General features: G+C 61.8%; 18 protein-coding genes and 1 tRNA gene. 10 read left to right on the top strand and 9 right to left on the bottom strand.

Annotation, left to right across the window (positions count from 1 at the left end):
- Window positions 1-126 precede the first annotated feature (126 nt).
- From HZR20_RS07910 to HZR20_RS07900, 3 genes are read left to right on the top strand one after another with little or no spacing between them, the layout of a single operon-like run.
- A complete protein-coding gene (locus HZR20_RS07910) occupies window positions 127-348 on the top strand; it encodes a DUF3311 domain-containing protein (RefSeq protein WP_181686039.1) in 222 nt (73 codons plus the stop codon).
- Window positions 338-1810: a sodium:solute symporter family protein gene (locus HZR20_RS07905; RefSeq protein WP_181686038.1), complete on the top strand. Its 1473-nt coding sequence runs from the start codon at window positions 338-340 to the stop codon at window positions 1808-1810. The genes HZR20_RS07910 and HZR20_RS07905 overlap by 11 nt, the downstream gene beginning before the upstream one ends.
- 35 nt (window positions 1811-1845) lie before the next feature.
- The gene (locus HZR20_RS07900; protein WP_181686037.1) at window positions 1846-2763 is read left to right on the top strand and encodes an HFX_2341 family transcriptional regulator; all 918 of its coding nucleotides are present in this window, start codon (window positions 1846-1848) and stop codon (window positions 2761-2763) included.
- A gap of 45 nt (window positions 2764-2808) precedes the next feature.
- On the opposite strand, the gene HZR20_RS07895 is transcribed toward HZR20_RS07900, so the two are convergent.
- The 3 genes from HZR20_RS07895 to HZR20_RS07885 all read right to left on the bottom strand — a co-directional run bounded on the left by HZR20_RS07895 (window position 2809) and on the right by HZR20_RS07885 (window position 4416).
- On the bottom strand, window positions 2809-3144 hold the full coding sequence (locus HZR20_RS07895) for a glutaredoxin family protein (RefSeq protein WP_181686036.1): 336 nt from the start codon (window positions 3142-3144) through the stop codon (window positions 2809-2811).
- Between the two features lie 291 nt (window positions 3145-3435).
- A complete protein-coding gene (locus HZR20_RS07890) occupies window positions 3436-4047 on the bottom strand; it encodes a protein sorting system archaetidylserine decarboxylase (protein ID WP_181686035.1) in 612 nt (203 codons plus the stop codon).
- Window positions 4048-4176: 129 nt separating this feature from the next.
- Window positions 4177-4416: a BolA/IbaG family iron-sulfur metabolism protein gene (locus HZR20_RS07885; protein ID WP_181686034.1), complete on the bottom strand. Its 240-nt coding sequence runs from the start codon at window positions 4414-4416 to the stop codon at window positions 4177-4179.
- A 287-nt stretch (window positions 4417-4703) separates the two neighbouring features.
- Here HZR20_RS07885 and HZR20_RS07880 point away from each other — a divergent pair, with 287 nt between their 5' ends.
- Window positions 4704-7406, top strand: coding sequence for a valine--tRNA ligase (locus HZR20_RS07880; protein ID WP_181686033.1), 2703 nt, complete (start codon window positions 4704-4706; stop codon window positions 7404-7406).
- A gap of 75 nt (window positions 7407-7481) precedes the next feature.
- Complete coding sequence (locus HZR20_RS07875; protein WP_181686032.1) at window positions 7482-7673, top strand: DUF7333 family protein; 192 nt, start codon at window positions 7482-7484, stop codon at window positions 7671-7673.
- Window positions 7674-7694: 21 nt separating this feature from the next.
- Here HZR20_RS07875 and HZR20_RS07870 read toward each other — a convergent pair whose 3' ends face one another.
- Window positions 7695-8456, bottom strand: coding sequence for a DUF1405 domain-containing protein (locus tag HZR20_RS07870; protein WP_181686031.1), 762 nt, complete (start codon window positions 8454-8456; stop codon window positions 7695-7697).
- A gap of 76 nt (window positions 8457-8532) precedes the next feature.
- A complete protein-coding gene (locus HZR20_RS07865) occupies window positions 8533-8676 on the bottom strand; it encodes a hypothetical protein (protein ID WP_181686030.1) in 144 nt (47 codons plus the stop codon).
- Window positions 8677-8985: 309 nt separating this feature from the next.
- Between HZR20_RS07865 and HZR20_RS07860 the strand changes: the two genes are divergently transcribed.
- Window positions 8986-10350, top strand: coding sequence for a serine hydrolase domain-containing protein (locus HZR20_RS07860; RefSeq protein ID WP_181686029.1), 1365 nt, complete (start codon window positions 8986-8988; stop codon window positions 10348-10350).
- 244 nt (window positions 10351-10594) lie between these two features.
- Here the strand turns inward: HZR20_RS07860 and HZR20_RS07855 are convergent, their stop codons facing one another.
- Both HZR20_RS07855 and HZR20_RS07850 read right to left on the bottom strand, forming a co-directional pair.
- A complete protein-coding gene (locus HZR20_RS07855) occupies window positions 10595-10738 on the bottom strand; it encodes a hypothetical protein (RefSeq protein WP_181686028.1) in 144 nt (47 codons plus the stop codon).
- A gap of 136 nt (window positions 10739-10874) precedes the next feature.
- Entirely contained in the window at window positions 10875-11336 is a 462-nt protein-coding gene (locus HZR20_RS07850) for a universal stress protein (RefSeq protein WP_181686027.1), read from the bottom strand.
- Window positions 11337-11553: 217 nt separating this feature from the next.
- Here HZR20_RS07850 and HZR20_RS07845 point away from each other — a divergent pair, with 217 nt between their 5' ends.
- The 4 genes from HZR20_RS07845 (at window position 11554) to HZR20_RS07830 (ending at window position 17748) form a co-directional block, all read left to right on the top strand.
- Window positions 11554-13002 carry an MATE family efflux transporter gene (locus tag HZR20_RS07845; RefSeq protein WP_181686026.1) on the top strand — a complete coding sequence of 483 codons (1449 nt, stop codon included), beginning with the start codon at window positions 11554-11556 and terminating at the stop codon, window positions 13000-13002.
- 92 nt (window positions 13003-13094) lie between these two features.
- Window positions 13095-16190: an FAD-binding and (Fe-S)-binding domain-containing protein gene (locus HZR20_RS07840; RefSeq protein ID WP_181686025.1), complete on the top strand. Its 3096-nt coding sequence runs from the start codon at window positions 13095-13097 to the stop codon at window positions 16188-16190.
- Between the two features lie 80 nt (window positions 16191-16270).
- Window positions 16271-17596: a helix-turn-helix transcriptional regulator gene (locus HZR20_RS07835; protein ID WP_181686024.1), complete on the top strand. Its 1326-nt coding sequence runs from the start codon at window positions 16271-16273 to the stop codon at window positions 17594-17596.
- 77 nt (window positions 17597-17673) lie between these two features.
- Window positions 17674-17748 (top strand) — tRNA-Glu (locus HZR20_RS07830).
- A 417-nt stretch (window positions 17749-18165) separates the two neighbouring features.
- On the opposite strand, the gene HZR20_RS07825 is transcribed toward HZR20_RS07830, so the two are convergent.
- Window positions 18166-18372 (bottom strand): hypothetical protein, encoded by a 207-nt coding sequence (locus HZR20_RS07825; protein WP_181686023.1) that lies wholly within the window; start codon window positions 18370-18372, stop codon window positions 18166-18168.
- A 17-nt stretch (window positions 18373-18389) separates the two neighbouring features.
- A complete protein-coding gene (locus tag HZR20_RS07820) occupies window positions 18390-19457 on the bottom strand; it encodes a TrmB family transcriptional regulator sugar-binding domain-containing protein (protein ID WP_181686022.1) in 1068 nt (355 codons plus the stop codon).
- Window positions 19458-19460: the final 3 nt, after the last annotated feature.

Here is a 19460-nt window from a genome sequence, read left to right as displayed (position 1 = left end):
CCCGTTCGAGAACTGCATAGGATTCGTCCTCTTTGCCCTGATTTTGTTCAGGTTTTCTTTTCGAATGGGCCGATTGGATATGGGTAGCAACTATTAAACCGAAACGTCGACACATCGAATATACAGATGGGAGACGCCCGTGCAACGTGGTTTTGGGGAGCTGTTGCCCTCTTGTTGAGTAGCCTGGCGATCCCATGGTTCCTCTGGGGCAGCGACGCCGTCGTCGCCGGTCTCCCGTTGTGGCTGTGGTGGCACGTCGGTTGGATGTGTCTGACGGCGATCGTCTTCTATGCCTTCACCAGACGTGCCTGGGGCGTCGGCATCGAGGGGGGTGTCAGTGATGGCTGACCTGGGTCTCCAGGTAGGCATTGTCGTCGGATACCTGCTCGTCGCCCTGGCGGTGGGCCTGGTGGCCTACCGCCTGACCGAGCGCTCGGCCGAGGACTACTACCTGGCCAGCCGGACGATCGGGACTGTTGTCCTCCTGTTTACGACCTTTGCGACGCTCCTCTCGGCGTTTACGTTCTTTGGCGGCCCCAATCTGGCGTTCGCGGCCGGCCCGGAGTGGATCCTCGTTATGGGACTGATGGACGGTGTCATCTTCGGGATCCTGTGGTACGTGATGGGTTATAAGCAGTGGCTGATCGGCCGGGAACACGGCTACGTCACGGTTGGTGAGATGCTTGGCGACCGGTTTAACTCCCGATCCTTGCGCGGGCTGGTCGCGGCGATCAGTCTCTTCTGGCTGTTGCAGTACGTGATGCTCCAGCAAGTCGGGGCCGGTCGGGCACTCGAATCGCTCACTGAGGGCGCGATCCCCTACTGGGCGGGCGCGACATTGATAACCGTGTTCATGATCGGGTACGTCGTCCTGGCGGGGATGCGCGGCGTCGCCTGGACAGACACCCTCCAGGGACTATTCATGCTCGGGTTGGTCTGGGTCGCCTTCGCCTGGGTCGTCCTCTCGGCGGGCGGGCCGGGCGAGTTGACGGCGGCGATGGGCGAGGCCAATTCCGAGTTTCTCGCCCTGGGTGGAGGGCTGTATTCTCCTCAATATATGCTTTCGATGGCGATTGCTATCGCTTTTGGCGTCGCCATGTTCCCCCAGATCAACCAGCGATTCTTCGTTGCCCGCAGCCAGCGCGTCCTCAAGCGAACCCTTGCGTTGTGGCCGGTGCTGGTCATCTTGCTGTTCGTCCCGGCGTTCATCCTTGGCGCCTGGGCGACCGGACTTGGTGTCGTCCCGAACGCCGAGGGCAACATCCTGCCGCCGCTGTTGAACGCCTACACGCCGACGTGGTTTGCGGCGCTGGTCGTCGCGGGCGCGATGGCCGCGATGATGTCCTCGAGCGACTCGATGCTGCTGTCCGGATCGTCGTACTTGACGCGAGACCTCTATCGGCCCTTTGTCGACCCAGACGCCAGTGACCGCCGTGAAGACTTCGTCGCCCGCCTGGCCGTGGTTGCGTTCGCGCTGATCGCGCTGGCGATGAGTCTAGGCACGGAACTGACCCTGATCGAGATTGGTGCGACGGCGTTCAAGGGCTACGCCCAGTTGACGCCCCCCGTGCTGGTCGCCCTGTACTGGCCCGGTGCCACTCGGGCGGGGATGCTCGCTGGGATCGGTCTCAGTCAGGCGTTTTACCTCCTGGCGACGTTTACTAATGTCGTTTCGGCGACCTATTGGGGCTGGCAGGCTGGTCTCGTCGGGATGGGCATCGGGCTCATCCTGACCGTCGGGGTCTCGCTGGTGACCACAGCCAGCCAGGACGCGGATCGGTCGCTGTTCGAGGGATTGAACGCAGACTGAATACGTTTAACAGGCCCACCTGAGAACTCACTACCATGCAAACACACATTGTTCCGGTCGGGTTCGACTACGACCGGCTGATCGCGCCGCTGGTCCGAGAGCAACGCACCGTCGACCGCGCCATCCTGCTGGAGGGGGCTATCGGCACCGAGGCTAACGCCGAGTACTCCCGGCTGCTGACCAGCCAATTGGAGAAGGACTTCCAGAATCTGCTTGGGTCGAATACCGAGCGCATCCTGGTCGAAGACGTCTATGATTACGACGCCGCCTTCGAGCAGGGCTTCTCGCTGATCAGCGAGGAACTGGATCGCGATTCCGACGCGGAGGTCTGGCTCAACATCTCCGCGATGCCACGCACGGTGAGTTTCGCCTTCGCCACCGCCGCCCACTCGATCGCCGTCGAGCGCGAGGGCGACCGCGAGCGGATTCACACCTACTACACGGCTCCCGAGAAGTACCTCGAAACCGAACTCGCCGAGGAGTTGCGCGAGCAGATCGCCTTGCTGGAGGAACTCGACGCGGACAGCGGCGAGGAGCGGGTCGAGGAACGCCTGGCAAGCGCCAAGGACCTTATCGAGGAGTTCGACGAACGCGGAACCACCATCGGCGCCAAGGAAATCGACGGCAGCTACATGGTCGAGATCCCCGTCGCCTCCTTCTCGAACATCAAACCCTTCGAGGAACTCATCCTCTTCACGCTGGGCGAACACGGTGAGTTCGAGTCCGTCTCGGAACTCGCTCAGGCGCTGGCCGAAGATCTGGAGGAGGAATACACTGATAGCTTCCGGTCGAAGGTGCTCTACAACGTCGATCGGCTCGGGCCGGGCGGGAAAGGCTATATCGAACAGGAAGAACACGGCAAGTCCTATCGGACCCGCCTCTCGCGAATCGGCGAACTCTGGGTGCGGGCTCACTCGGGCGAACGACCGGATGTCGCCGTCTCTGGCACGTAGCCCTGACCGCGGCTGACGTCGACCCCCCACGGTCTATCTCTCTTCTCAGACGTTCAGAATTCCCGTGAGATCGCCGTTTGCCTCGTGTTCCTGCAAGATGTCGCTGCCGCCGACGAACTCTCCCTCGACGTAGGTCTGGGGGATCGTCTCCCAGCCGCTGTGGTCCTCTAGCGCGTCCCGATAGGCAGGTAGCGCCTCCAGAACGTCGATCGTCGTGAATTCGTCGCGATGCTCGCGGAGCAATCCGATCGCGCGCTGGGAGAAGCCACACTGCGGGCGCTGTGGCGTCCCCTTCATGAAGAGGACGACCTCGTTGTCCGCGATGGCTCTTTCGACCCGCTCCCGTGCGTCTTCGACGTTCTGTGTAGTGTCAGATGACATCGTCAGTCACAGGTTACGGGCCCGTCTATGGGTTCGGGAACCCGCAACGCCCGCCCCTTCCTGTGACATGCTGTCACAACACTTGGCGACAGTATCGCGGAACTGTTCCGTGAGTCAGCTTTGGAGGCGTCCAGGTGTCTCCACCAACGAATCTGACCCAGGTGGAATTTCTCTGAACGTGTCCAAATTGGCGAGCGCAAATTCAGTACTGGCCGTTTCTACATGATCGGCCTGGGCTCGAAGTTGCAGACGGACCCAAGTCAGTTCTGGCGATTGAGTTTCCTGTACGTCTCATGACTGTTTTTCACGTGGATCAACTGCTATCGTCGTGTGGTTGGCAGAGACAGTATCACCGACCTCGACAGCGAGGTCTTCTTCGGTAAACCGAGGTGGAAGGACGACATCCGCTCGACTTCCAAAGGAGATATAGCCGATACGATCACCTCTCGAAACTGAATCTCCTTGCTCAATGTATGGGTGTATTCGTCGTGCAAACCACCCTGCAATTAGAATTACGCGATAGTCCTCGAAGTCGATATGGAGTTGTTCGTTATTCTCGGATTCCTTTGAAAACGCTGGTTTGTACGCACCTGACTGGTGTGTGATATCGGTCACGCGGCCAGCAATCGGGGCATGGTTGACATGCACATCTGTCACGCTCATGTAAATCCCGACCCGAAGCTGATCACCGTCCTCTCGAACTACTGAGACAGTCCCGTCGGCAGGCGAAGCAACACCAGTCGGTGAAATCTGGCGATCTGGATCACGATAAAATGCTAAAACAGATGTCGAGAAAATAAACCCGAATACTGTCGCAAATGGGGTGATAATCCAGGCGAAACCGCCTACAATAAGCGGGATAATCACATATTTCCAGCTTTCCGGGACAAATGGAACTCGCATAGACGTATCTAATTGACTTGTGCTAAATTTTTTCTGTTATGCCACTCGTGTCTGGAAGACAATCACTGATCCAGTATAATTTCTTATCGTTATCAGACACTGACCTCGAATAATCTTCTTCAGTACCACTTATTCGCTGTCTTCCGGCGTCCGGGTCATCACCTTCAGCGCGTGGATTTCGGTCGTCATCGCATCCCCAACGGCATCGTAGACCAGTTCGTGTTGCTCGACCAACGATTTCCCTTCGAACGCCGGCGAGACGACCTCGGCGGCGAGGTGCTCGGTGTCGTTTGGCCGCGGATGGGTGACCGTCGCCTCGGACTCGGGGATGGCGTCCTCGATGCGGGACTCGACTTCGGCGCGATCCATGCCTGTGCTGGCCGATCAGCGCCCAAAGGGGTTTGGGACGTGACAATCCCTGGCACCGATCTAACACGAAACCTTCAATCCGGCGGGCCGCTGAAACGAGTGTATGCGACGGTATGTCCCGTCCGCCGGCCGCGCCGCGCCGCCGACCGAGCCAGCCGTGGACGCCCATACCGTAGTAGTAGGGGCGGCCTAGCCCCACCTTTTCCTCACCATTGTCGCGCCCGGATCGCCCCATCAGCAGCCAGCGAATGCGGAACACGGAAATCACCGACCACCAACTGCAAAACATGAGTACGGATCACGCAGCCGACACCGACGAGGAATCGACACCGGCGACGCTCAAGGGTGACTACGACCCCGACGAGGTCGAGCCAAAGTGGCAGGACTACTGGGTCGAGCACGATACCTACGCCTACGAGGAACCCGAGATGCCCGACGCCGACACGCAGTACACCATCGATACGCCGCCGCCGACCGTGTCGGGCGATCTGCACATGGGCCACCTCTATCAGTTCACACTGCAGGACTTCGTGGCACGCTTTCACCGGATGGCCGACGACACGACGTACTTTCCCTTCGGTTACGACGACAACGGCATCGCCTCCGAGCGGCTGACCGAACGCGAACTGGACATTCGCCACCAGGACTACGAGCGCCACGAGTTCCAGGAGAAGTGCCGGGAGGTCTGTGCCGACTACGAGGCTGCCTTCACCGAGAGCGTCCAGTCGCTGGCGATTTCGATCGACTGGGATAACACCTACAAGACGATCGAGCCGCGCGTCCAGCGACTCTCCCAGCTGTCCTTCCTCGATCTCTACGAACAGGGTCGGGAGTATCGCCAGCGCGCGCCGACGATCTGGTGTCCGGACTGTGAGACGGCGATCTCGCAGGTCGAACAGGAGGACAAAGAGAAGGGGACGACGTTCAACGATATCGCCTTCGAGGTCGTCGAGTTCGGGGATTCCGAGGCCACACCGGACGATCCCGACGCCAAGGGGCCAGACGACACCCCGACGTTCACCATCTCGACGACGCGACCGGAACTGCTCCCTGCGTGTGTCTCGGTGTTCGTCCATCCCGAGGACGATGCCAACCAGCACCTCGTGGGCGGCACGGCGCGCGTTCCCATTTTCGGCCAGGAAGTCCCGATCATCGAGGACGATCGCGTCGATCTGGAGACGGGCAGTGGCGTCGTCATGTGCTGTACCTTCGGTGACCAGACCGACATCGAGTGGTACCAGGCCCACGACCTGCCCCTGCGGATCGCCATCGACGAGTCCGGGACGATGACCGACCGCGCTGGCGAGTACGAAGGTCTCAGCACCGAGGACGCCCGCGAGGAGATCATCACGGACCTCGATAGTCAGGGCTACCTGCTGGAGAGTCGCGACCACGAGCACGCCGTGCAAGTCCACGAACGCTGTGAACACGAAGTCGAGTACCTCGTCACCGAGCAGTGGTACATCGAGATGCTCGATCGGACCGACGAATACCTCAAAGCGGGGCGGGAGATGGACTGGTATCCCGAGAAGATGTTCTCCCGGTATCAACACTGGATCGAGGGCCTGGAGTGGGACTGGTGTATCTCCCGCCAGCGTGATTCGGGCATCCCGATCCCGGTGTGGTACTGCGACGAGTGTGGGGACACCATCCTCGCCGACAAAGCGGAGCTGCCAGTCGATCCCCTCGCCGACGACCCGCCAGTCGAGACCTGTCCCGAGTGCGGCGGGAGCGAGTTCACGCCCGAAGAGGACGTCTTTGACACCTGGGCGACCTCCTCGCTGACGCCGCTGATCAATTCCGGGTGGGACTACGATGCAGACGCCGAGGAGTTCACCTTCGACAACCCCGAACTCTATCCGATGAACCTCCGGCCCCAGGGCCACGACATCATCTCCTTCTGGCTGTTCCACACGATCGTGAAGTGCTACGAGCACACGGGCGAGGTCCCCTTCGAGTCGGTGATGGTCAACGGGATGGTGCTCGACGAGAACCGCGAAGCCATGTCGAAATCGAAGGGCAACGTCGTCTCGCCAGCAGAAGTGCTGGACTCGTTCCCCGTCGACGCTGCCCGCTACTGGGCCGCCGGGACCTCCATCGGCGACGACTTCCCGTTCAAGGAGAACGACCTCGAAGCCGGCGAGCGCCTGCTCCAGAAACTCTGGAATGCCTCGAAGCTCGTCGATCAACTCGCGCCCGAGACGGAGCCCGCCGAGCCCGACGAGTTGGCGGCGATCGATCGCTGGCTGCTGGCGAGTCTCGACGACACGATCGAGAACATCACTGAGAAACTCGCCGCCTACGAGTTCTCGAAGGCCCGTGACGAACTCCGGACGTTCTTCTGGTCGACGTTCTGTGATGACTACCTCGAAATCGCCAAACAGCGCGAGGACGACTCGGCCGCGTATGCGCTCTCGGTCGCCCACCGAACGTTCCTGCAACTGTTCGCCCCGTTCCTGCCCCACGTCACCGAAGAGATTTGGCAGGCTCGCTACGCCGGCAACGGTGACTCGGTTCACACGACTGACTGGCCAGAGACTCGCGGCTACGACGCTGACATCGCGGCCGGCGAACAGGCGATGGCGGTTATCGGGGCCCTCCGCCGGTACAAGACCGAGAACGGCCTCCCGCTGAACGCCGATCTGGATCGCGTCGAGGTCTTCGCGGACGTTGCCGGCTTCGCCGAGGCCATCAGCGGCGCGATGCACGTCGCGGACCTCGTCGTCCGGGATGACGCCCCCGAGATCGGGACCGAAATCGTCGACATCGACCTCGATTACGCCACGATCGGGCCGAAGTACGGCGACCAAGTGGGCGACATCGAGGCGGCGATCGGCCAAGGAGACTACGAGATCGACGGCGAGCAGTTGCACGCCGGCGACGTCACCCTCGAGGCCGATGCCTTCGAGGTCCGTGAAGAGCACACCTACGCCGGCGAGGGCGAACTGCTCGAAACCGAGGGCGATCTGGCCGTCGTCGTGGGAGACTAACGTTCAAGGGACAACTCCCGACAGCCTTCGCCGCTTCCCGACCCCCGTTAATAGTCGAACACCTATACCAGGCTGATGGCACTCAACTTCGACGGGACGACGACCGGCATTGCCTTTCTGACCTTACTGGGCGTCCTGATTGGTGGCACCGTGATGAGCCCCATGCAAACAAGCACGGTTATGATGGTCTCAGGCGGGCTGGCGGTTTTCGGCCTGGCAACCCTGCTGCTGGGCGTCAAACACGGCGAGTATCGCGCCGGGCAGTAATCACGCGCCGTTTCTGCGCGGTCACTCCCGCAATTGAACACGACGAGTCAGCAGTGCAAGCACCGTCGCGAGAACAGTCAGCCCGACCGCCGCGATCGCAGCGAGGTCGTGAGCGGCGACGCCGTGGTCGAAGGCCCCGTTCACGTACGGTTCGGCCCTGAGCCAGGTGTGATGGGGGCCCTCGAGCACCGGCCAGACATAGTCGACGAGATCGTTCAGCCCGTACCAGCCGAGGGCGAGGCCAATCGCTGGCAGGGTAAACGTACCATAGCGGTGGATGAGGAAGGCCTCGACGCCCATCGCTAGGTGGCTGGTGATCAGAAACACGTACAGCCAGGTGGCGATCCCCTCGGGACCGTTGAGAAATAGCTGGACGTACGGCGTCCAGAACCCGAGTTTGATACAGCCGAAAAAGGCGAGGACGTGCAGCCAGTCGACGTTCAAGTCGAGCCGCCAGGCGATCAACGAGAGGCCGATCAGCAGCGTGGCAACGGGGCTGTCGGGGATCAGCGGCCAGGCCGATAGGGGTGCAGCGCCGAGTTGTCCCTCGATCAGTGGCGGAGTGAGGTTCAGCGGTCGGCCGGCGTAATACCAGAAGCCAAAGACGGTCCCGACGAGATTGACGATGGCGATGGGCCAGGCTAATCGCAAGCCCACGTTTTCGAGCCACGCGGGCAGTGGCGCGACGTATCGCGGAACGTCACCTCGCCGGGGAAGGTCAACGGCGACGTATCGGGCGACGTAGCGTTCGAGTCGTCGCCCGAGCCCGTGGCTGTCGGTCATAGACAGGATGAGAACGACCGGGGGCAAAACTCCGGTGGTCGCAGATCGGGTCGGCAGAATTCAGGCCGCGATCGACTCAGGCCCGCCACTCGTGGCCACAGTCTTCACAGGCGAAATACCGCCAGTCGGTGCCGCCTGGGACGTAATCTGTACTGACTCGTTCGCGGTCGCCGCTGCCACACTCCGGACACGCCGAGAGGGATGACGCACTTGTTGCCATATCCGTTCCATTGCTCGGATGACAAAAAGAGCTTAGACAACAGGCAAAGGTGGACGGGTTTTCGCGTCCTCTGAGCTATCTGACGCTGTCTACGGATTCCGTGGAACCGGGAAATCCCCCCGAAAAACGAATCCCGTCAGCGGGACGCGAGTAGTGACGGGGAAATCACCCTCTCGACAGGGCCATCCGCTCCCCGGAAGCGTCCTCCCTAGCCATTTCCGCGATCACTTGTGGACAGGTATCAGTAGCCAATGTGGTCATCTTCCGCGTTCCAAACCTTGAATGGCATCTCGGAGTCATGGTGTGAGCATGGGGAAGCCCTCCAGACGATCGGTACTCGTGAGCCTCGGGACGGCAGTCGCCGGCTTCGCCGGCTGTTCGGACGCTACGACGTCGCCGACGAACAGCGGACCCAGCGATACGACCACACCGACGCAGACCACTGCGGTGACGCCGACTCGGAGCGAGACCGAGACGACGATGCCGGCCGAAACGATCCCGAAGACCGGTCAGCCGGGCGACGTCGAGGCCTTCGACGAGGTGCTTCCCTCGTTTCTGGAGGAATGGGGGATTCCGGGCGCGACGGTAGCGGTGATGGAGCGGGAACAACTCGTGTTCACGCGCGGGTACGGGACCGTCGGCCCGGACAGCGACGAACCCGTCCGCCCGGCGGCCCCATTCCGCGTCGGCAGCCTCTCGAAACCGATCACCGCCGTCGCAACCCTGGACCTCGTCGGGAAGGGGAAACTGTCGCTCGACGATCGGGCCTTCGAGATCCGTTCGGATCTGCTCCCGGCCGAGGGGCCGGCCGACCCCCGTGTCGAGGAGATCACGGTCCGACAACTCCTCACACATACGGCCGGCTGGGACCGCGAGACCTTGGGCTTCGATCCGGTGTTCGCGCCGATCGAGGTGGCCAAAGCCCAAGGGACAGCCCCACCAGCCAGCGCCGAAACGACGATTGAATTCGCGCTCAACCGAGAACTCGGATACGATCCCGGCACCGACTTCCAGTACGCCAACTTCGGCTACTGCGTCCTTGGCCGTGTTATCGAGGGTGTCACCGGCGAGGACTACGAGAGTCACGTCCGTGAGACTATTCTTGAGCCCCTCGGCGCGGGGGACGTCGCCATCGGTGCAACCCGGAAGACGAATCTCCGCGCCGAGGAGGTCCGCTATCTGAGTCACACCACGGTCGAGTCTCCGTTCCCCGGAGAAGGGGAGGTTCCGCGTCCCTACGGCGCCGGGGTTCTGGGAGAAGCCCTGGACGCCAACGGGGGGTGGGTCGGATCGGCCCCGGACCTGTTGCGGTTCGTCCGTGGCATCGATGGGCTGGGTGGCGTCCCGGACGTACTGGACGCGGAAACCAGGGAGCAAATGCTCGCTCGCCCCGACGTGAGCCACTGGGACGGTGGCGATCAGTACTACGGCCTGGGCTGGTTTGTCGATCGCAGTGGGGCAGGGACGATGCTCTGGCATAACGGATCGCTGCCCGGTAGTTACGCCTTCCTCGCACACGATCGGACCAAATCACGGACTCTCCTCGCCCTGTTCAACGGGCGGTCACCGGACCAGCTGTTCGGCCAGTTCAACGCGGCCGCCCAGCGAACCCTCCTCCGGGCCACTCGAAACGTCGACACCTGGCCCTCTCGTGACCGCTTCGAGAACGTCTGAGACAGAGACGGACAGTATTTCCGACGAGGGCAGCCGAAGGCGCACAAGGTCGGGCTGCTTGCGGAATATCCGGTGACCCCGTTCGAACACATCAAATCGGCCCCCGGAGGTGCCGACTGGCTGTTTCCGGAGAGGGTTCCACGACCGGAGGCTGTTTCCGGAGGAGCTCTGAATCGGGTCGACGACCGGCTAGAAAACTCCGATGGTCGACGGTCAGTGCGACGACAACGAGTCCCAGATCGACTCAGGCCCGCCACTCGTGGCCACAGTCTTCACAGGCGAAATACCGCCAGTCGGTGCCGCCTGGGACGTAATCTGTACTGACTCGTTCGCGGTCGCCGCTGCCACATGCCGGACACGTCGAGAGGGATGACACACTCGTCGCCATGGCTGACGAATCGATGGCCTGACAAAAAGAACTTACAGAAGGGGCAATCTCGAAGGGGTTCTCCGTGACTTCCCGCCTGGGTTCGATGTCGACCCAATGTCGCCAGTCGCTGATCGACGTGATACCCAGCGACCGATTACTCCATCGAGAGGGTGATTTCTCCGTCGAAGTTCAGAATAACCTCCTGGGTGACGTCGCCGAACAACGCTTTCCCGGTCGGTGAGCGTCGCTGCCCGACGAGGAACACGTGGTCGCAGTCGTTGTCTCTCGCTGTCGAGAGGATGGTGTCGGCACGCTCGTCGTCCTCGACGATGGCCAAGCGGACCTCGGTGGCTACGTCAGTCCCGTCGGTGGCCTCCTCGGCTGCCGACGTGGCGTCGCTTTTCAGCCCTTCCCGGAGTTCGTCGTCGGAGTAACTCCGCTGTTCGATCTCGCCGATTGTCTCCATGGTCTCTGCCATTTGATCGTAGTCTGCCGGCGACGCGGTGCGCAACACCAGCAACTCCGCCCCACGACAGTCACTGAATTCTGTCGCCGTCTCCAGTAGGTCCATTTCCCGTTCGCTACCATCCATGACGACAACCAAGTGTCGTGCCATGCTCACACGTCCGGACGAAACGGTAATCAACGTGGCGGTCAGCCTCTCGACGGAGCCAGCCCCGCTCGATAATCTCGCACGTGTGGTGGGAATATCGGGCCGAATCCGGCCGTCGGGAGCCGATTCGAAGGGTATTAAAACACAGAAGCTGAACTTTTTCTTCGTGGAAGAGTCTGAGTCGGATAGGAATATCACCGAGGGTACGCTCATCCGTCCGATGCTGTCCATCGCGTGGCCGCTGGTGGTCTTTCAACTGCTGAACGTTGCGTACAACGTGACAGACACGATCTGGCTGGGCCACTTCTCGGCCGACGCCGTCGGCGCGTTGAGTATCGCCTGGCCTCTCATTTTCCTCTTTATTTCGATCGCCGGCGGGTTCAACTCTGCGGGTGCAATCCTCGTCGCCCAATACACGGGTGCCGACAGCGAGGGCTCGGCCGGTAAAGTGACAGGCAACCAGTTGACCTTCGTCGTCGGGATGGCTGCAATTCTGGGCGTGATGGGCTTTTTCCTCTCCGATCAGTTGCTCGCCCTCCTTCCGTCCGGGGCGGCGACGACCGAGCGGATCATCCCGATGGCCAACGACTACATGGAGGTGTTCTACCTCGGCTTGCCGTTCCTGTTTACGTTCTTCGTCTTCTCGACGGTCATGCGCGGGTACGGCGACACCAAGACCCCGATGTACGTGATGGCCGGAAGCGTCGGGTTGAACGTCATCATCGACCCGATTCTCATCTTCGGGTTCGCCGGCAATCCCCTGTTTGCCCCGCCGGGCCTCGATGTCATCGGTGCGACGTTGGCAGAGCTGACGGCCTTCAGCGGCCTCGGCATCGAAGGGGCCGCTATCGCGACGGTCTCCTCACGCGGGCTGGCGGCCGTTGTCGGGATCGCGCTGCTGTTCTTTGGCGGGTACGGTCCCGCGGTCGAGATCCGCCACCTGTGGCCGGATTTGAGTGTCATCCGGGACATCGTCGACCTAGGTTTGCCGACGACGGCCGAGCAATCGGCAGCGGCGCTGGGTCAGATCACGATGACGGCGATGGTCTCGATGTTCTCGCCAGCTGTCGTCGCAGCTTACGGCCTCACAAACCGAATTGGGACGATCGTGTTCCTGCCGTCGATGGGGCTGGGTCGGGCGACCAATACCATGGTCGGCCAGAACCTTGGGGCTGGGAAACCGGACCGGGCTGAACGGGCCACCTGGCTCGCCTCGAAGGTCGCCATCGGCGTGCTGCTGGTCGCGGCGGTCGTGGCCTTTCTCTTCCCCGAACCGATCGTCGGCGTGTTCCTGGGGACGGGGACCGAAGAAGCGGCGATCACGCTCGCGTTCGCGGCGACGTATCTCAAAGTCAGGGCCTTCGAGTTCGGCTTTATGGGGCTGTTCCAGGTCATTCTGGGTGCGTTCCGCGGCGCGGGCAACACCCGGATCGCGATGGTCCTCTCGATCGTCGCGCTGTGGCTCGGTCGTGTCCCGCTCGTGTACCTGCTTGCGGTCGATCCCGGGATGCTTGGCGAACTGGGTATCTGGATCGGCTTTGCGGCCGGTGATATCATCGGCGGGATCGTCGCAGCGCTGTGGTTCACCCGCGGCACCTGGAAGGAGGCCGTCATCGATGGATCCAGCAGCGAAGAGTCCGTTAGCGAAGAGACACCGTCTGCCGGGTAGGGCTGTATCGCCAGTGTAACCCACAATTTTCCCGACGTGTCACGCGCACCGAGAGCGTGACATATATCTCGGTTGGGTCGTAGGGTACGCCCATGGGAACGAGCGACAATGTGGGCCTCGCCGAGCCGCATATTCCGGATCCGGCGAGTGACGCCCGCGCGGATTACGACTATACGAGCGACGAGGTGCAACGGCCGGGGCTCGTCGCGGATCTTCGCGAACGGATCGACGGGGACGTCCGCTTCGACGAGTATTCTCGGGAACTGTACGCGACCGACGCCAGCGCCTACGAAGTGCTGCCGATCGGCGTCGTCTATCCGAAATCCACCGCAGACGTCGCAAGCGTCGTCGAATACTGTGCCGAACGGTCGATCCCGGTCCTGCCGCGGGGTGGCGGGACGAGTCTGGCCGGCCAGACCGTCAACGAGGCTGTCGTCCTGGATTTCACTCGCCACATGGACTCGGTGCTGGAGACGGATCCCGAGAACGCGCGGGCCCGAGTGCAAGCCGGCACGTACATCGGCGACATGAACAAGGCGTTTGCCGAACACGATCTCAAATTCGCGCCCGACCCGGCTTACGGCGACAAGAGTGCCGTCGCCGGGGCGATCGGCAACAACTCTACCGGCTCGCACTCGCTGAAGTACGGCAAGACCGACGCCTACGTCGAGTCGGTTGAGGTCGTCCTCGCCGACGGGACTGTGACGGAGTTCGGCGAGGTCACGCTCGAAGAGTTAGCGGAGCAGGCCGATAGCGCGGCGCGAAGCGCCGCGGACGACGCGATCGGTGAAACCGCGAGCGCCGACGGCGACCTCGAAGCACAGATCTACGCCGAGGTCGAACGGATCATCAGCGAGGAAGCCGAGACGGTCGAGGAGCGGTTCCCGGACCTGAAACGCAACGTCTCGGGGTACAATCTCGATCGCCTCGTCGAGGAGGCCGAAGAGGGGACGGTCAACTTGGCGCGCCTGCTCGCGGGCAGTGAGGGGACGCTTGCGATCATTACGGAAGCGGAAGTCTCTCTTGAGCCGGTCCCGGAGACGAAATCCATCGCCCTGCTGGCCTATGAGGACCTCATCGACGCGATGGAGGACGTTGCCGTCATCCTCGAACACGACCCTTCGGCGCTTGAGGTCCTGGATGACACGCTACTGGAACTGGCTGGCAAGACTGAGGAGTTTGGCCCGCTCGTCGCGGAGATGGTTCCCGAGGGGACGGGAGCGATGTTGCTGGTGGAGTTCTACGCCGAGAGCAACGACGACGGTCGCCAGAAGGTCGCCGATCTGATCGCCGATCGCGTGCCTGACGGCGAGAGCGAACTCGAACCCAGCGAGGGTGCCAGCGAGATCACCGACGAGCCCTACTACGCCTTTGCTGTCCAGGAGGCCCACGACGACGACGAGCGCAAGCGCTTCTGGAAACTCCGCAAGAGTGGCAATCCGATCCTCCTTGGCCGGACGACCGACGCCAAACACATCAGTTTCATCGAAGACACAGCTGTCCCACCGGAGAACCTCCCCGAGTACGTCGCGGACTTCCAGGACTTGCTCGAAGACGTCGGGACGTTCGCGGCCTTCTACGCCCACGCCGGCCCGGGCTGTCTGCACATCCGGCCGCTGGTGAATACGAAGACGACCGAAGGCATCGAACAGTTCGAAGCCATCGCCGAGGGCGCGACCGACCTGGTCGTCGAGTACGGCGGTAGTGTCTCGGGCGAACACGGTGATGGCCGCGCCCGCTCGCAGTTCAACCGCAAACTCTACGGCGACGATCTGTGGGAGACCTTCGAGGACCTCAAAACCGTCTTCGATCCCGACTGGTTGCTCAATCCGGGGAACATCTGTGGCGACCACGACATGACCGAGCACCTCCGGTTCGATCCCGAGTACGACTTCGATCTGGGCTTCGAGCCGACCTTGAACTGGGACAACGACAACGGCATGCAGGGCATGGTCGAACTCTGTCACGGCTGTGGCGGGTGTCGGGGCCCCCAGGACACCACGGGCGGCGTGATGTGTCCGACATTCCGGGCGAGCGAGGAAGAAATCACCTCGACCCGTGGTCGGGCGAACATGCTCCGGCAGGCCATGAGCGGCGACCTGCCCGACGACGTCACCGACGAGGAATTCGTCACCGAAGTGCTCGATCTGTGTATCGGCTGTAAGGGCTGTGCGAAGGACTGTCCCAGCGAGGTGGACATGGCCAAGCTCAAAGCCGAAGTCGTCCACCAGCACCATCAGGAACACGGCTCCAGCCTCCGGGACAAGCTCTTTGCGAACGTCGATCGACTCTTCCCGCTTGGGAGTCTGCTGGCCCCCGTCTCCAACTGGGCACAGTCGTTGCCGGGGACGGGTCTCGTCCAGGAGAAGCTCCTGGGGATCGCCCGCGAGCGCGAGTTCCCCACCTTCTATCGGGAGACGTTCGTTGACTGGTTCGCCGACCGCGGGCCGCAGGTTCCGATCGAGGAAGCCGACCACAAGGTGTTGCTGTTCCCCGATACGTTCTCGAATTACAACCGACCTCAGGCCGGCAAGGCTGCCGTGAAAGTACTCGAAGCCGCCGGGGTCCACGTCGAGGTCCCCGCCGAGGTCGAAGACAGCGGCCGGGCCGCACACTCGAAGGGCTTCCTCGACAAGGCTCGCGAGCACGCTCGTGAGAACGTCGACACGCTCGCCCCACGCGTCGCCGAGGGCTGGGACGTGGTGAGTGTCGAACCCTCCGTCGCGGTGATGTTCCAGCTCGACTATCTCGACCTCCTCTCGGGATCAGACGTCGACACCCTCGCCGAGAACGCTTATGGCGTCTTCGAGTATCTGGAAACGAATGGGCTGGTCGAGAACATAGCCGTCGAGCCGGCCGACGAGTCTCTTGTCTATCACGGGCACTGCCAGCAGAAGGCCGTCAAGAAAGACCATCACACATCGTCGGTGCTGTCGCGTGTCGGGTTCGCGGTTGATCACCTCGACAGTGGCTGCTGTGGGATGGCCGGCTCCTTCGGCTACGAGGCCGAGCACTATTCGCTGAGCCAGGCCGTCGGCCAAATCCTGTTCGACCAGATCGAGGATAGTCCCGGCGAGCGCGTCATCGCGCCGGGCGCGTCCTGTCGCCACCAGATCGGCGAAGGTGAGACTGCAAGTGACGATCCGCCCCATCCCGTCGAAGTGTTGGCGGCGGATCTCGTCGCGTAATTCCCTCGCTCTCCACCCGACGTAGCGGGGACGAATCCAGTCACAGCGCTTATATGCTGGCGCAGGGATTACTCAAACAGATGTCCCGACGGGTTGCTGCGGTCGGGTTCCTCCTGGTGATCGTCGGGCTCGTTGGAGCCCCGATCGCGGCTGCGAACGGTCCCATCCCAATAGCGTCGCAGTCCGGCGACCAGCTGGACAATTCAGTCCCTGATTCCCAGTCGCCTGCCGTAGTAGCTGCCGATCGTGAGGCGACACTCCTGGCAGTCGGGGCCGCCGACTTCGATCAGACCTTGTTCCGCATCGAGGTTTCAGAGACGACCGCTGCTCGTTGGACTTTCCAGTATGCGCGCGTGTTCGGCGACAACGAGACCGAACGGGCCAACTTCGAGGCGTTTGCGGCGAACTTCAGGGACAATGAGACGGATCTGTATACGGGGTTTGTCGACCAGGCAGCAGCGCTGGCAGCGACCGGCACGAACGTCACTGGGCGCTCGATGAACGCGACGAATTTCAGCCGTGACGCCTACGTGACGCCACTGGGGAACCGTGGCGTCGTCGAGATGTCGTTCACGTGGACGAACTTCGGCCAGCGCCAGGGCGAGGGCGTCCTCGTCAGTGACGTCTTCCAGGGCGGCCTTGCCATTCAGTCCGATCAGCGACTGCGATTCGTCGCTGGGCCCGAGCTGGCGTTCGACCGGGTCGAACCATCGCCGACGAACATCTCCGGGCTGACGATCCCACAGAGCGACTCCGTCACTTGGGTTGGCGAGCAAACGTTCACCGATCAGCATCCGTCTGTCGCCTTCCAACCGGTCAGTGCGCTCGTCACGCCAACGGCGACGACAACGCACCAAGCCGGCGGGACGGAGCCAGGCGGGACAGGACCGACACCGACGGCGACACCCTCCCTGACGACCGTTGGTCAATCGCCGTCGACGACCGCGGCCGGTGCCACGAGTCCCGATTTCGGTCTCCTGTTGGTTCTGGCGGCATTGGGTCTTATCGCCCTCGGGATCGGGGCTTCGGCCTGGCTGACTGGCGTCTTCGAGCCGGAGGAGTCAGGCAGCCCGACCACTGGGACTGGCGGCCCTGAAGATTCGGCTGGCACTGTGGCCGACTCTACCTCGGCTCCCGAACCGAGTGTCGATGACGCCGAACTGCTCAGTGACCCCGACCGGGTTGCCCAACTCCTCGAGGACCATGGCGGACGGATGCGACAGACCGATATTGTCGACGCTACCGAGTGGTCGAAGTCCAAGGTGAGCATGCTCCTCTCGGACATGGAAGACGACGACGAGATCACCAAACTCCGGGTCGGGCGGGAGAACATCATCAGTCTGCCGGGATCCGAACCTGACGCAGCCCGGTCGCCGTTCGAAGATGTTGACGACAACGAAGAGTGAGCATGGCCCTGTGAGACACTCGCGTAATCGAGTGAAAGCGGAACCGTTAAACCTGTCTCTTCGCAATTTGTGAGTGCGCTCTGGTGGTGTAGTCCGGCCAATCATCTTGCCCTCTCACGGCAAGGACCAGGGTTCAAATCCCTGCCGGAGCACTTTTGCGACGAACAACTCGTGAGTCGCAAATGCGGCATGAGGGATTTGAACCACGGCAGTCGCATGCCTGCACAGTGAGCGAAGCGAACGAGCAGGAACGTCTGGCATCGGGTTCAAATCCCTGCCGGAGCACTTCTGTCGCTCGCAATCTCGCGAGCGACGAATGCGACCCAGGGTTTGAGCAGATCAGCAAGGCGCAGCGAAGCGAGCATTTCTGAGCGAGTTCAAATCCCTGCCGGAGTCCTCGAGAGCGAGCGCATGCGAGCGAACGAGGGCACGGGAGACGGGCGGTACTCGTCTCCCGGAGCACTTTTGCGACGAACAACTCGTGAGTCGCAAAGCGACGTGACGGTGTTTTTTTTTTGCACTACGCGCGTCATAACCAGTCAACGAACTGACTGGTGTCGGGTTGTCCGTTACTCTTCAGACCCGGAAAAGGGCACCCAATCGAGACGGAGAATGAGCACGATACCGGCCAGAATGATGAGCTGTAGGATGCCGGTCACGATTGCGATGGCGTGGACGGCCGTGCCAGGTTCTAGTACTGGGAACACGAGCACGAGCATCGTCATTAGGATGAGATCCATCGTCAACAGGAACGACCATAGCGTGTTCATACTCATTGCTGGCACTTAGTCCGTCATTCGTGCAGGGTAATATCAAGCGCTCGATAGTCCTCGAGGAATGCCCCTTCGCCGCCCACTCTGACCTCATCCGCCCCGATCTGTAGTTTGAGGCCGTATTCGAGGGGGAAATCGTTCGTCGTGGGGGCAACGAGACCCTGGATGACCTCGACGACGTCGCCCGTAATCTTTCGTTTTCGATTCCCGTTCAGCGGCACGGCAGTAGCCGTGGCCTTGATAGGTTGATCTCTGGCAACGTGTAGTATCGCCTGGATGGCTGCCGGTCGGATTTGGTGATAGGTGAGCGGCAGGTCCCGTGGCGGAGCCAGATATATCTCTTCGCCCATCTGCCAGAACCCACTCACGTACGACCCGAACAAAGCGGTCGTCAGGCGCCGCTCGACGACTGAGATACTGTCCGCTTCAGGCCGTGACCCGGCGATGAGGTCGTGATCGCCGATCATGCCAGCCCGGTTGTCCCGCGCCAGGACGAACGGCGTCGGCTCTCCCCAGTGTCGGACGACCGTCGCAGCGCCTTCGTACTGTTCGGTATTCTCGATGAGGTCCTGCCGGTTTCCGGCTGTTTTCAGCAGGTAGATCGATACGTCCCGATCGATCGCCTCCGAGAGCGCCGGTCGCAGTTCGTCGAAGGTGGACTTCGGGGCAACGAGGAACAGTTCTTCTTCAGCGTCTCCGATCATTCCCCGAAGCTGTTTGAGAGCCGTCTGGCGGGATTTGATCACGTCGAAGGTAATCATCTCGTCAGGGTTTTCGTCGTACCGTCGCGAGAGGAGATCGCCAACTGCTTCGAGATCGCCGACGATCTCGTCGATCACTTCCAGTGGCGGTCGACTTTCGATGATCCGGGGCTCGGTGTAGTCGTGGACCTTCACGAAGCCGTGGTCTTCGAGTTCTTCGACGAGACTGTAGACGTATCGCCTCGAGATGTCGGCGTTGTCGGCGATCTCGCTTGCGGTCCCCTTTCCCAGATCAAGTATCTCCAGATACGTCTCAATCTCCTTATCAGAGAGGTCGAGCCGTTCGAGTTGCTCGATGATTTGTGATCGCTGTTTCGATTGGCTCATGAC

The sequence above is a fragment of the Halorhabdus salina genome (assembly GCF_013839425.1).
In the GTDB taxonomy this organism is placed as follows: domain Archaea; phylum Halobacteriota; class Halobacteria; order Halobacteriales; family Haloarculaceae; genus Halorhabdus; species Halorhabdus salina.
The sequence above is the reverse complement of the archived record's forward strand: the minus strand, read 5'-3'. Positions and strand labels throughout refer to the sequence as shown.

Bases quoted from the DNA above. Each gene is read 5' to 3' on its own strand.
- HZR20_RS07910 (WP_181686039.1), top strand. From the start codon at position 127: ATGGGAGACGCCCGTGCAACGTGGTTTTGGGGAGCTGTTGCCCTCTTG.
- HZR20_RS07900 (WP_181686037.1), top strand. From the start codon at position 1,846: ATGCAAACACACATTGTTCCGGTCGGGTTCGACTACGACCGGCTGATC.
- HZR20_RS07895 (WP_181686036.1), bottom strand. From the start codon at position 3,144: ATGTCATCTGACACTACACAGAACGTCGAAGACGCACGGGAGCGGGTC.
- HZR20_RS07890 (WP_181686035.1), bottom strand. From the start codon at position 4,047: ATGCGAGTTCCATTTGTCCCGGAAAGCTGGAAATATGTGATTATCCCG.
- HZR20_RS07885 (WP_181686034.1), bottom strand. From the start codon at position 4,416: ATGGATCGCGCCGAAGTCGAGTCCCGCATCGAGGACGCCATCCCCGAG.
- HZR20_RS07880 (WP_181686033.1), top strand. From the start codon at position 4,704: ATGAGTACGGATCACGCAGCCGACACCGACGAGGAATCGACACCGGCG.
- HZR20_RS07875 (WP_181686032.1), top strand. From the start codon at position 7,482: ATGGCACTCAACTTCGACGGGACGACGACCGGCATTGCCTTTCTGACC.
- HZR20_RS07870 (WP_181686031.1), bottom strand. From the start codon at position 8,456: ATGACCGACAGCCACGGGCTCGGGCGACGACTCGAACGCTACGTCGCC.
- HZR20_RS07865 (WP_181686030.1), bottom strand. From the start codon at position 8,676: ATGGCAACAAGTGCGTCATCCCTCTCGGCGTGTCCGGAGTGTGGCAGC.
- HZR20_RS07860 (WP_181686029.1), top strand. From the start codon at position 8,986: ATGGGGAAGCCCTCCAGACGATCGGTACTCGTGAGCCTCGGGACGGCA.
- HZR20_RS07855 (WP_181686028.1), bottom strand. From the start codon at position 10,738: ATGGCGACGAGTGTGTCATCCCTCTCGACGTGTCCGGCATGTGGCAGC.
- HZR20_RS07850 (WP_181686027.1), bottom strand. From the start codon at position 11,336: ATGGCACGACACTTGGTTGTCGTCATGGATGGTAGCGAACGGGAAATG.
- HZR20_RS07845 (WP_181686026.1), top strand. From the start codon at position 11,554: ATGCTGTCCATCGCGTGGCCGCTGGTGGTCTTTCAACTGCTGAACGTT.
- HZR20_RS07840 (WP_181686025.1), top strand. From the start codon at position 13,095: ATGGGAACGAGCGACAATGTGGGCCTCGCCGAGCCGCATATTCCGGAT.
- HZR20_RS07835 (WP_181686024.1), top strand. From the start codon at position 16,271: ATGTCCCGACGGGTTGCTGCGGTCGGGTTCCTCCTGGTGATCGTCGGG.
- HZR20_RS07825 (WP_181686023.1), bottom strand. From the start codon at position 18,372: ATGAGTATGAACACGCTATGGTCGTTCCTGTTGACGATGGATCTCATC.
- HZR20_RS07820 (WP_181686022.1), bottom strand. From the start codon at position 19,457: ATGAGCCAATCGAAACAGCGATCACAAATCATCGAGCAACTCGAACGG.